The following is an 11,182-nucleotide window of genomic DNA, read 5'->3' as shown; positions in this document are numbered from 1 at the left end:
GGACGGTCATACGAGGCCCCGCTCCGCCAGCAGCGCGTACACGGACCCGGCCGACTCCTCGGGCGTCTGGTCCTGCGTCGCGAGCGCGAGCGCCGGATCGGCCGGCGGCTCGTACGGGTCGTCGACACCGGTCAGGCCCTTGAGCTGGCCGGCGGCCTGACGGGCGTACAGGCCCTTCACGTCGCGCTCGCTGCACACCGCGACGGGGGTGGCGACATGCACCTCGACATACGGGGTGCCGCTCGCGTCGTGGCGCTTGCGGACGGCCTCGCGGCTGTCGGCGTACGGCGCGATGACGGGCACGATGGACAGGACGCCGTTGCGGGCGAGGACCTCGGCGACCAGGCCGATGCGCTGCACATTGGTGTTGCGGTCCTCGCGGGAGAAGCCGAGGCCGGCGGAGAGGAAGCGGCGGATCTCGTCACCGTCGAGGACCTCCACCCGGTGCCCCTCGGACCGCAGCCGACCGGCGAGGATGCGGGCGATCGTGGTCTTGCCCGCGCTCGGCAGTCCGGTGAGCCAGACCGTGGCTCCCTGAGCCCTGGACGAGGTGGTCATGCGTGCGTTCCTTTCGTGGCGACGGCGGCAGCGGTGGCGCCGTGCCGTTGCTCGTGGAGGGAGGTGAAGAGGGATTCCCAGCGGTGGTGGACGGCGTCCGGGCCGTACGAGGCGGCCGTGAGGACCGCGGCCACGCCCATGTCGGCGCGCAGCACCTCGTCGGCCATCAGCTTGGCCATGGCGTCGGCGAGCGCGTCGGGGTCCTCGGGGGCGACCAGCAGCCCGTCGACGCCGTGCGTCAGTACGTCCGAGGGGCCGGTCGGGCAGTCGAAGCTCACCACGGGCAGGGCGTGGCTCATCGCCTCGATCATCACCATCGGCAGTCCCTCGAACCGTGAACTGAGCACGTAGAAGGAGGCCTTGGCGAGTTCGTCGTCCAAGCGGTCGGTGTGTCCCATGAGGAAGACGTGATTGTAGAGATGGTGTTCTTCGATCAGGTTGCGAAGTTCCGACTTCTTCTCGCCGCTGCCGTAAATTCTCAACTGCCAGTCGGGGTACGTCTCGACGAGCTTCGCCCAGGCCGGGATCAGCATGTCGAAGCCCTTCTGCGGGAAGAGCCGGCCGGCCGCCACCGCGATCTTCGACGTGGGGTCGGCGGGGACCTGGTCGAGGGAGTGCACGGCGTTGGGGATGCGGATGACGCGGGTGCCGGGGAGGAGTTCGGCGTACTCGTCGCGGTCGCGCTCGGTGAGTACGGCGACCGTGGCGAAGCGCGGGTACGTCTCCTGGATGCGCTGCTGCACATCACGCTTGTGGGTGCCGAGGTTCATGTGCTCCTGGGCGATCCGGACCACCCCACCGGTGGCGTGCTCGGCGGAGAGGAAGTTCAGCGCGGGCCGGGTGGTCACCAGGATGCCGCTGGTCAACGACCGCATGTACGCGATGAGTCGATCCTCGACGTACCGGTTGAAGTAGCGGTAGCCGAACTCGCCCTTCGGGATGTACCGGGCGGGTGCCTCGAGGAGGTCGCCGCGCTTGCGGTCGCGCCAGCGGGCGACCAGGCCGGACGGCGGGGTGTAGGCGCCCTCGCGCATGTCGACGACCGTGGAGACCTTCACCCGGTCGTCGAGCGGGAACTGGATGTCGTCCCGGCGGCGTACCGCGGTGACGATCTCCACGCTCCAGCCCGCCGCCACAAGGGAGTTGGCCTGGTTCATCACCGTACGGATGGTGCCGCCCCGGCCGTACGCGTGCAGCAGCAGATAGCGGACGTGGGGCAGCGGTCGGGGCTGACGGTCGGTCATGCGGTGCCTCCCGTACGGCACTCCAGAGACAGGTTGTCCTTGATCGTGTAGTAGGGGCGCACGCTGAGGTTCCCGATGCGCTGCTCCGGATACACGAAGATCTTCTTCTTGCCGCGCACGTCGTCGAGGTGCTTGCCGGCGCGCAGTTCGACCTCGCCGTCGGTGAGATGGATGTCCCACTCCTCGACGGGGGCGTAGTCGGCCGCGGCGAGGTCGGCGACGGGCAGCGCGCTCTCGAAGCGGTCGCCCTTGACCTCGGCGGCGTAGCTCAACCGGCGGCCGGCCCGGGCGCGGCGGGTGAGGACCAGCCGCCACACGCCGTCCGCCGGGTGCCCGTGGATGCGTCCGACGAGCCGGATGTGCCCGTCACGCGGCCAGACCTCGGTTATCTCCGCGTGAGGCTTGCCCCGCATCACTTGCCGTAGCCCCACGCCCGGCACATGGGCCGCAGGAGTTCGGTGATGTCGTCCTCGGTGGGCAGCGCCCGCCCGGCCTGCACCTGACCGGTCTTGATCTTGTCGCGCCAGTCGCCGAGTCCCTTGACGACCTGGGCGTCGTCCTTCCTGCCGTAGTCGAGCATGGCCGGCTCGAAGTCGAGGCCGAGGAACAGGCACAGCCGCCGCATCTCCTTCTCCGGGTCGGCGGTGATGTCCTCGTAGCGCACGGTGTGCCCGTCCGGGAGTCCCTCGCGGGCCTTGTCGACGGCCTTCATGTAGCGCAGGGCGTCGGCGGCGGCCTCGTCGTAGGTGCGCTTGTCGGGGTCGCCCTCGTGCCACGACTGGGCGATGGAGACCGGGTGGCGCAGCAGGAAGACGAAGCGGGCGTCCGGCCAGCAGTCCCGGATGCGCTCGTGGACGAAGGCGTTGCTCGGGGTCTTCTCGACGACGAAGTCCTTGCCCGACTTCACCAGCTCCCGGTGCATGACCCGGTCCCACAGCAGATGCTCCAGGTCACCGCGCTCCAGGTCGAGCGCGCTCATCGCCTTCTGCGACAGCTTGCTGCCGTAGCCGACCTCCAGGCGGCGTATGTGCAGCTCGTGCGGGGAGTGCAGCCGCGAGTGCGCGTTGAGCAGCATGCGGAGCAACGTGGAGCCCGAGCGCACCGGCGACATGATGAAGACCGGCTGCCTCAGCAACCGGTCCGTGGCCAGGTCGTCGGGGGCCGGACATCGGTACACCGCCGTGGGCTTCTTCGCGACCGGCTTCGGCGCCGTGGCCTTGGGCGCGGCGGCCGCCGCGGACGCCGCCGGGACGGCCTTGCGTACTTGCAGACCGGTGGTCGCGGTGAGTGCACGGTTCAGGTTGCGCATGAGGCTCATGCGTCAGGATAGTAAGTAAAGATCCTAAGAAGATTGAAGCAGAAACCTGAGGGTTCCCTTAGCGAGCAGAATTGTTACGAACTTTACGTTTCAGAGCTCACCCTCGGTGTCTGATCCATCGCTCCCCACGCCCACGAACACCGCGCCCGCCGTCCGCAGCCGCTCGTGCAGCGCCCCGAACACGGCCGCCGAGCGCACCCCCGGCCAGTCCGCCGGCAGCAGCGCGGCGGGCAGCCCCGGGTCCGCGTACGGCAGATGGCGCCAGGAGTCCAGGGCCAGCAGGCAGTCCCGGTACGCCTCCTCCGGCGGGGTCTCGGCGCGCCGCTCCCAGTCGTGCAGCACGGGCGCGTGCCGGTCGAGGAACGCCTCGTGCTGCTTGGCGATCCCGGCCAGGTCCCACCAGCGCGCCACCGCCTCGGCGGTCGCCGCGAACCCCAGGTGCTCACCCCGGAACAGGTCCACGTACGGGTCGAGCCGCAGCCGGGTCAGCGTGTGCCGGGTCTCCTCGTACAGTCGGGCCGGCGCGATCCACACCCCTGGGGCGGCCGTGCCGAAGCCGAGTCCGGCCAGCCGGGAGCGCAGCACGTGCCGCTTCTGCCGCTCCGACTCCGGCACGGAGAACACGGCCAGCACCCAGCCCTCGTCCTGCTCGGGAGCCGTCGCGTAGATCCGCCGGTCGCCGTCGTCGAGCAGCTGCCGCGCGTCCCGCGACAACGCGTACCCGGCCGCGCCTCCCGCCGTGCGGGCCGGCAGCAGCAGGCCGCGCCGTTTCAGCCGGGACACCGAGGAGCGGACGGAGGGCGCGTCGACACCGACCGCGGCGAGCAGCCGGATCAGCTCGGAGACGGGCACGGGACCCGGCACCGAACGGCCGTACGCGCCGTAGAAGGTGACGATGAGCGAACGTGGTGCGTGCTGTTCGGACACGTTGATCATTTTAGGTCTTCGGCATCACTGCTGGTCACCAAGGGTGCGCAGACGGAACCGCTGAAGTTTCCCGGTCGCCGTGCGCGGCAGCGCGTCCAGGAACACGATCTCGCGCGGACACTTGTACGGCGCCAGCTCCGCCTTGACGAACGCGCGCAGCGCCTCGCCGTCCCGGGCGGCTCCCTCACCGGTGACCACATACGCGACGACGACCTGCCCGCGCGCTTCGTCCGGCCGCCCCACCACCGCCGCCTCCACCACGTCCGGATGACGCAGCAGGGCGTCCTCGACCTCGGGGCCCGCGATGTTGTAACCGGCCGAGATGATCATGTCGTCGGCGCGCGCGACATAGCGGAAGTACCCGTCCGGCTCACGGACATAGGTGTCACCCGTGACGTTCCAGCCGCCCCGCACGTACTCCCGCTGCCGTGGATCCGCCAGATAGCGGCACCCCACCGGCCCGCGTACGGCGAGCAGCCCCTGCTCCCCGTCGGGCACCGGCACCCCGTCGGCGTCCTGCACGCGCGCGTGCCACCCCGGTACGGGCACCCCCGTCGTCCCCGGCCGGATGCCCTCGTCGGCGGCGGAGATGAAGATGTGCAGCAGCTCGGTCGCCCCGATGCCGTTGATGATCCGCAGCCCGGTCCGCTCGTGCCAGGCCCGCCAGGTGGCCGCAGGCAGGTTCTCGCCCGCCGACACACACCGCCGCAGCGACGAGACGTCGTACCCGGCAGACCCGGCCGCCCCGGCCGCCCCGTTCAGCTCCCCCAGCATCGCCCGGTACGCGGTCGGCGCGGTGAAGAGCACCGACACGCCGTGCTCGGCGATCGCCGGCAGTAACTGCCTCGGGCCCGACTGTTCGAGCAGCAGGGCACTGGCCCCCGCCCGCATCGGGAAGACGACGAGACCGCCGAGCCCGAAGGTGAAGCCGAGCGGGGGAGACCCGGCGAACACATCGTCCGCCCGGGGCCGCAGCACATGCTCCGAGAAGGTGTCCGCGATCGCCAGCACATCCCGGTGGAAGTGCACACACCCCTTGGGCCGCCCCGTCGTACCGGAGGTGAACGCGATCAGCGCAACGTCGTCGGCCGCCGTGCCGACCGCCTCGTACGGGCCCCGCGCACCATTCGGCCCCAGCAGGCCGTCGGGCCCGTCCGTGCCGTACGTGGTGATCCTGAGCCCCGGGACGTCCGCCTTCGTGAGGTCGTCCACGGACCGGACGTCGCACAGCGCGTGCGACACCCGCGCCAGCTCGCAGACCGTCGCCAGCTCCTGCGGCCGCTGCTGCGCCAGCACCGTCACCGCGACCGCCCCCGCCTTCAGCACCGCCAGCCAGCACGCGGCCAGCCAGGGCGTGGTCGGCCCGCGCAGCAGAACCCGGTTGCCGGGCACCACGCCGAGCGTGGACGTCAGCGCGTGGGCGACGCGGTCGACCCGGGCGCGGAGTTCGCCGTACGTCCAGGTGTCCCCGGCGGGGGTGTGGAAGACGGGCCGGGCGGGGTCGGCCCCGTCGAGCAGCTCGGCGGCGGCGTTCAGCCGGTCCGGATAGTGCAGGCCGGGCAGGTCGAAGGTGAGCTCGGGCCACTGGTCCGGCGGCGGGAGGTGGTCACGGGCGAAGGTGTCGAGGTGAGCGGTGACCCTGGATTTCATGACGTTCGCCCCCTGCTTGGTCCCTGCCGGACCGGGCTCGCATGTCGTGGTGGGCTCGCATGGGCGAGCGTATCGCCTTGGTGACGGCAGTCAACACTTCGCGATAACCTCAGGCGGTGGCCCGATGAGGGGGAGAGGGGACCGGCAATGACCGCATTCTCGCTCGAACCGGCACAACTCGCCTGGCGTGCCGAACTGCGCGCCCTGGCGGCCGAACGCCTGCGGCCCCTCGCCGAGAAGGGCGAGTCCGGTCACGTCAACCGCCCGCTCGTCGCCGAGCTGGGCCGGCTGGGACTGCTCTCCCGGCTGTTCACGTCGGGCGCGCTCGACCTCTGTCTGATGCGCGAGTCACTGGCCTACGCCTGCACGGAGGCCGAGACGGCGCTGGCCCTCCAGGGTCTGGGCGCCCACCCGGTCCACGCCCACGGCACCAAGGCGCAGCGGACCCGCTGGCTCCCCCGGGTGAGTGACGGCGACGCGGTGGCGGCCTTCGCGCTCAGCGAGCCGGGGGCGGGCTCGGACGCGGCGGCCCTCTCCCTGCGCGCGGAACCCGACGGCACCGGACGCTGGCGGCTGACCGGCGAGAAGTGCTGGATCTCCAACGCCCCCGAGGCCGATTTCTACACGGTCTTCGCCCGCACCACCTCCGACGCGGGCGCCCGAGGCGTGACCGCCTTCCTGGTCCCCGCCGACCGCCCCGGCCTCACCGGCACCCCGCTCGACCTGCTCTCCCCGCACCCCATCGGCGCCCTCGACCTCGACGCCGTACCCGTCACCGCCGACGACGTCCTCGGCGCACCCGACCGGGGCTTCCGCGTCGCCATGGCCACCCTCAACCTCTTCCGCCCGAGCGTCGGCGCCTTCGCCGTCGGCATGGCCGAGGCCGCCCTGGACGCCACGCTCGCCCACACCGCCGGGCGAGAGGCGTTCGGCGGCAGACTGAGCGATCTGCAGACCGTCGCCCACCAGGTCGCCGAGATGGCGATGCGCACGGAGGCGGCACGGCTCATGGTCTACGCGGCGGCGACCGCGTACGATGCCGGCGCCCCGGACGTGCCGGCACGGGCCGCGATGGCGAAGCTGCTGGCCACGGAGACCGCGCAGTACGTCGTGGACGCGGCCGTACAACTGCACGGGGCGCGGGCGCTGCGGCGCGGTCATCTGCTCGAGCACCTCTACCGGGAGGTGCGGGCGCCGCGCATCTACGAGGGGGCGAGCGAGGTCCAACGGGCCGTCATCGCGAAGGAGTTGTACGCCCGATGAGTGCGGAGCGCGTCAACCCGGCCGAGCTGTCGCCGCCCACCGGCTTCTCGCACGCCGTGGTCGCCACCGGCACCCGGGTCGTCTTCCTGGCGGGCCAGACCGCGCTCGACGCGGACGGCAAGGTCGTGGGGGAGACGCTGGAGGAGCAGTTCGAGCGGGCGCTCGGCAATCTGCTGACCGCCCTGGTGGCCGCCGGCGGCACACCGGCCGACCTCGCCCGCGTCACGGTCTACACCACGGATGTCGCCGACTACCGCGCTCACGCGCCCCGACTCGGGCGGATCTGGCGGCGGCTGGCGGGGCGGGACTATCCCGCGATGGCGGTGATCGGGATCGTACGGCTCTGGGACGAGCGGGCCCTGGTGGAACTCGACGGCTTCGCGGTCCTGCCGTAGCCGTGCCGGACGGGGATCAGGCGGCGGTGGTCAGACGGTGCGGGGCGACGACACTGCCGTCGGGCAGCAGCTCACCGGTGTCGTCGAAGACGATCGCCCCGTCGCACAGCAGGGTCCAGCCCTGCTCGGGGTGGAAGGCGACGATGTGCGCGGCGTCGCGGTCCGTGCTGGCGGCCGACGGGCACAAGGGCTGGTGGGAACACATGGCGCACCTCCGTGTCGGATGAGTGCCGGCGGCTCGTCACCGCCTCGCACTACAGACCATGCCCAGCCCGGAACACATCGCCAAGCCGTCCCGGCGAGACGTGACAGCACCCGGACGTGTTGTGACACGACGCGGACATGACCGTGGGCCCAGGGGCGGATGTGGTGGCTGGTCCTACGAAGGGTGGCGGAACCGACGCGCCGACGAAGGGGTGATGATCACCGGACGGGGCGGGCGCGGCCGGTACCTCTGGAGCCCCAGCTCAAGGAGGTGATCCGTTGTCCGGTTCCCGTGTTCCGCAGGCCGTCGGCGCGGCCGTCGGTGCCGCGCTGCTCCTGTTCTGCGCCACTCCGTCCGCCGGTGCCACGACCGAGCCGTTCGAGACGGTGACGATCGACTCCACCGGACACGTCGCGCCGGACGGCGCCCTCTCGCTGTCCGGCACCTACCGCTGCCTCGGCGGCAACGGCCCCACCTTCGTCTCGTCCTCGCTCAGCCGGGGCGACAGCAGGGTCCGCGAGGGGGTGGCAACTGCTCGTCGAGGAGCGCGCATAAGGTCGTTTTAGCTCGATCGTGTGATGGTCGGCTTGCGGGCTTGCGGCACCCTGGGCCGTCCGGGTTGGCGTGGCTGTGCGATCTGGGACGCCGGATACGGTGCCGGCGTGCGGGGCCCCTGCTCCACCAGCGTGATGGTTCAAGGCCTCCCCGCCGCCTCTGGCCGTACCCACTTGGCCGGATCGTGCAGGGAACCGGCCTCCCGGGCCCGGACCACAGACAGGATCCGTGTCGCCGCCCCGGGGTCGAGTACGCCGGGGACCTGGGGGTACCTCCCACGCCCTTAAGGCAGTGGGGGAGCGCCCAAGACCGTTCGGGGCGTGCGGCTGATCGGGCTCACTCCCGCTCAGTCCAAAGGAACGGTGGGCGGCACATCGGCGGTCTGCGACGGCGCCGAGCACACCTGGACCAACACGGACAAGGCGGAGCCCGGCCGCTACCGGCCCGGCCCGGGTGGAGGCCACCGTCACGGAACTGTCCGGCAGCGGCCTGCCCCTGCCCAGGTTCCACGCGGTACGGCAGCAGGTCATCACCCTCGTCGAGCGCTGAGTCGAGCGCTGGGTCGAGAGCTGAGCCGTGGGCCGAGCAACGGCCCGAGGCGCGGCGACGCGAAGGCGGCCCAGGCGGACACCGTCCACCGGGGCCGCCTTCCCCTTGCCAGGCAGGCCTACTTGAGCAGGTGCACGCGCTGCGTCGTCAGGTCGTAGCGGGCGCCGACGATGGCCACCTCGCCCGCCTTCACCTTGGCGGCGAGGTCCGGCTCGGCCGCCAGCTTGGAGCGGACCAGCCGGACGTTCGCGTCGATGGTCGCGGCGATCCGGGCGTCACCCTCGACGCTGTGGTCGATGGTCGGGATGATCGCGTCGGCGATGTACTGGATGTGGGCGGGCAGTTCCTCGCCCGTCTCGTCCGCCGAAACCGCGGCCTTCACCGCTCCGCAGGACTGGTGACCGAGCACCACGACCAGCGGGATGTCCAGTTCGAGCACGCCGTACGCGACGCTGCCGAGCACCGCCTCGTCCAGCACCTCGCCCGCGCTGCGCACGGTCATCAGGTCACCGAGGCCCTGGTCGAAGACCAGCTCCGGGGGGACCCGGGAGTCGATGCAGCCGAGGATGAGGGCGAACGGATGCTGACTGGTCGTCAGGTCCTGGCGGACCGCGGCGCCCTCGTGGGGGTGCTGCTCGTGGAGGGTGCGCCAGCGTCGGTTGCCCTTCGACAGCTCCGTCAGCGCCTCTTCGGGCGTGCCCGGCCGCTCGGTGGCGGAGGGGGAGGGGGAGGGGGAGGGCGTGGCGCTGGTCGAGCCGGAGACGGTCTCGGCGTCCGCGGGGAGGGCGCCGACGGCGATGCCGCCGCCGAGGACGGCGGTGCCGGCCAGCGCGGCGCGCAGCACGTTGCGCCGGGCGCGGGGCTTCCCGTGGGATATCGGACCGTCGGCGGTGGCGGTCGCCGCGGCGCCGTCGCCTGTGTCTGGTGTTGCGTCAGAGTTCACGGGCAGGAACGTACGTCCGGCTAAACGTTCAAACGTTCAAGATGCGGAATCTTGGACGAGCGTGGAGGAATCATGGCCGGTCCTTGAATCGTTCTTGGCCACTGGTAGAAGAGCCTTTGGTCAGCTCGTCGCCTGCTGTTCTCTTACGGTCCGGCAGGGGCTCCGCGGCTACGGTCCACAAGCGCTTTCCGCGCCCCTGTCCAGCCACGTCGTCAGCGCCCACCACCAGTGCAGGGTGGCCGGCGTCCCCGAAGGGCCGTCGAGCGAACCGTCGGTGAGGGACGTGCCGGTGATGTGGTGCAGCCGGCCCAGGCGGTAGCGGACGGTGTTGGGGTGGGTGAACAGGGCCGTCGCGGTCCGGTCCAGCCGGCGGCCGCTGTCGAGGAACGCCAGTGCGGTGAGCGCGAGTTGGCGGTGGAAGTCGTCCGCCGGATCGAGCCCGCCGAGGAACCGGTCGCTCAGGGCCGCGCCCAGCACCGGGTGGTCCGCCATGGCGATCTCACCGGCGAGCTCGGTGACTTCCCGCAGCCCGCGCAGCCCCCGCCGGCCACCGACCTCCAGCCCCCGCACGCACAGCCGGTACAGCGGCCGGAGCCGCTCAGGGGTCACGGCGGGCGACGCCACGACCAGGGCGACACCGTCCCCGCCCGACTCCGCCAGCTCCTCGCTCCCCGGCAGCCGCGGACACAGCCCCACCGGACGGTCGTCGACCACGCCGAAGACCCCGGGCAGCGTGGAGAGCCGGGCGGTGAGCGCGCGGGCGCGCGCGGGGTCGCCGGTGTCCGCCACGAGACAGTGGTACCGCCCGTCAGGGCGCACACCGGCCCGCGCCAGCTCCTCGCGGGACGGCGGGCGCGAGTCGTCGCCCCCGGTCAGCAGCCGCCGCAGCAGCCGCGCCCGGCTCTCGCCCGCCCCGCGCGGGGCCCCCGACTCGGCGGCGCGACAGCCGTTCACGACATGCCGCTCCACGGCGTCGCCGTACTCCTTCAGGCGCAGTACGACGGTGAGCAGCGCCGCGTCGGTGACGCCGGCGGAGCGGCAGCGTTCGACGGTGATCTCGACGACCCGGGTGAGGGCGGACTGGACGCCGCGCAGCACGGCGGTCATCGGGACGCCCTGGGTCGCGCGGTCGGCGCCGAGCAGCAGGGCGGCCGCGAAGTCGTGTTCCTCGACCCGGCCGAGCGTGCCGGCCCACGCCTGGGCCGCGCCGATCAGCGCGGTGACGTGGGAGAGGGTCTCCGCCTCGCCGAGCCGGGCCAGCTCGGGCGAGCGGCTGCGCGCCGCGCGGACGAGGTCCTCGCACACATCGGTGTCGGCGGCCATGGCCCGCAGGACCCCGGTGACCGGTTCGCGCTCGTGGACGACCGTCATGGGCACTTCTCCCGTCCCGTCCCCACCCGCTCCGTTCCGTCCCCGGCGCTGTCGCCGGGCCACAACGAAGCGGGCGATGTGTTGATCCCCAGCCACTACCCCACGGTTGGGACGACCTGGTTTCCTTGAGGGCTACCGACGGTAACAGTGCTGGTGTCGCAGGAACAGCCCCCGTCCCACGCGTACTTCCTGTCCCTCCCCCGG

Annotated in this window: 12 protein-coding genes and 1 pseudogene; 4 read left to right on the top strand and 9 right to left on the bottom strand. The window is 71.9% G+C overall.

Annotated features, from left to right (window positions below; genetic code table 11):
- Positions 1-6: 6 nt before the first annotated feature.
- From cysC to I8N67_RS20910, 6 genes are all read right to left on the bottom strand, one after another.
- The gene (cysC, locus tag I8N67_RS20935) at positions 7-558 is read right to left on the bottom strand and encodes an adenylyl-sulfate kinase (protein ID WP_200304695.1); all 552 of its coding nucleotides are present in this window, start codon (positions 556-558) and stop codon (positions 7-9) included.
- Positions 555-1,802 carry a glycosyltransferase family 4 protein gene (locus I8N67_RS20930; protein ID WP_200304694.1) on the bottom strand — a complete coding sequence of 416 codons (1,248 nt, stop codon included), beginning with the start codon at positions 1,800-1,802 and terminating at the stop codon, positions 555-557. Before I8N67_RS20930 ends, cysC begins: the two co-directional genes overlap by 4 nt.
- A complete protein-coding gene (locus tag I8N67_RS20925) occupies positions 1,799-2,215 on the bottom strand; it encodes a hypothetical protein (protein WP_234046011.1) in 417 nt (138 codons plus the stop codon). The genes I8N67_RS20930 and I8N67_RS20925 overlap by 4 nt, the downstream gene beginning before the upstream one ends.
- Entirely contained in the window at positions 2,215-3,120 is a 906-nt protein-coding gene (locus tag I8N67_RS20920) for a sulfotransferase family protein (RefSeq protein ID WP_200304692.1), read from the bottom strand. Before I8N67_RS20920 ends, I8N67_RS20925 begins: the two co-directional genes overlap by 1 nt.
- Positions 3,121-3,210: 90 nt before the next feature.
- On the bottom strand, positions 3,211-4,056 hold the full coding sequence (locus I8N67_RS20915) for a PaaX family transcriptional regulator (protein ID WP_200304691.1): 846 nt from the start codon (positions 4,054-4,056) through the stop codon (positions 3,211-3,213).
- Positions 4,057-4,071: 15 nt separating this feature from the next.
- Complete coding sequence (locus I8N67_RS20910) at positions 4,072-5,697, bottom strand: AMP-binding protein (RefSeq protein WP_200304690.1); 1,626 nt, start codon at positions 5,695-5,697, stop codon at positions 4,072-4,074.
- A 147-nt stretch (positions 5,698-5,844) separates the two neighbouring features.
- Between I8N67_RS20910 and I8N67_RS20905 the strand changes: the two genes are divergently transcribed.
- Together I8N67_RS20905 and I8N67_RS20900 are read left to right on the top strand one after the other, a co-directional pair.
- Positions 5,845-6,960 carry an acyl-CoA dehydrogenase family protein gene (locus I8N67_RS20905; protein ID WP_200304689.1) on the top strand — a complete coding sequence of 372 codons (1,116 nt, stop codon included), beginning with the start codon at positions 5,845-5,847 and terminating at the stop codon, positions 6,958-6,960.
- Positions 6,957-7,355: a RidA family protein gene (locus tag I8N67_RS20900; protein WP_200304688.1), complete on the top strand. Its 399-nt coding sequence runs from the start codon at positions 6,957-6,959 to the stop codon at positions 7,353-7,355. The genes I8N67_RS20905 and I8N67_RS20900 overlap by 4 nt, the downstream gene beginning before the upstream one ends.
- Positions 7,356-7,371: 16 nt before the next feature.
- Here I8N67_RS20900 and I8N67_RS20895 read toward each other — a convergent pair whose 3' ends face one another.
- Positions 7,372-7,560, bottom strand: coding sequence for a DUF5999 family protein (locus I8N67_RS20895; RefSeq protein ID WP_200304687.1), 189 nt, complete (start codon positions 7,558-7,560; stop codon positions 7,372-7,374).
- Positions 7,561-7,838: 278 nt separating this feature from the next.
- Between I8N67_RS20895 and I8N67_RS20890 the strand changes: the two genes are divergently transcribed.
- Both I8N67_RS20890 and I8N67_RS44645 read left to right on the top strand, forming a co-directional pair.
- On the top strand, positions 7,839-8,126 hold the full coding sequence (locus I8N67_RS20890; RefSeq protein ID WP_200304686.1) for a DUF6299 family protein: 288 nt from the start codon (positions 7,839-7,841) through the stop codon (positions 8,124-8,126).
- 351 nt (positions 8,127-8,477) lie between these two features.
- Positions 8,478-8,664: pseudogene (locus tag I8N67_RS44645) on the top strand (DUF6299 family protein); the annotation flags it as partial.
- 118 nt (positions 8,665-8,782) lie between these two features.
- On the opposite strand, the gene I8N67_RS20880 reads toward I8N67_RS44645, so the two are convergent.
- Together I8N67_RS20880 and I8N67_RS20875 are read right to left on the bottom strand one after the other, a co-directional pair.
- Positions 8,783-9,607: a carbonic anhydrase gene (locus I8N67_RS20880; RefSeq protein WP_200304685.1), complete on the bottom strand. Its 825-nt coding sequence runs from the start codon at positions 9,605-9,607 to the stop codon at positions 8,783-8,785.
- A gap of 168 nt (positions 9,608-9,775) precedes the next feature.
- Positions 9,776-10,978, bottom strand: a complete 1,203-nt coding sequence (locus I8N67_RS20875; RefSeq protein WP_200304684.1) for a PucR family transcriptional regulator — start codon at positions 10,976-10,978, stop codon at positions 9,776-9,778.
- Between the last annotated feature and the right edge of the window lie 204 nt (positions 10,979-11,182).

This window comes from Streptomyces adelaidensis, from assembly GCF_016598475.1.
Lineage (GTDB): Bacteria > Actinomycetota > Actinomycetes > Streptomycetales > Streptomycetaceae > Streptomyces > Streptomyces adelaidensis.
Note: the sequence above shows the minus strand (reverse complement) of the source record. Positions and strands in the feature narration are given on the sequence as shown.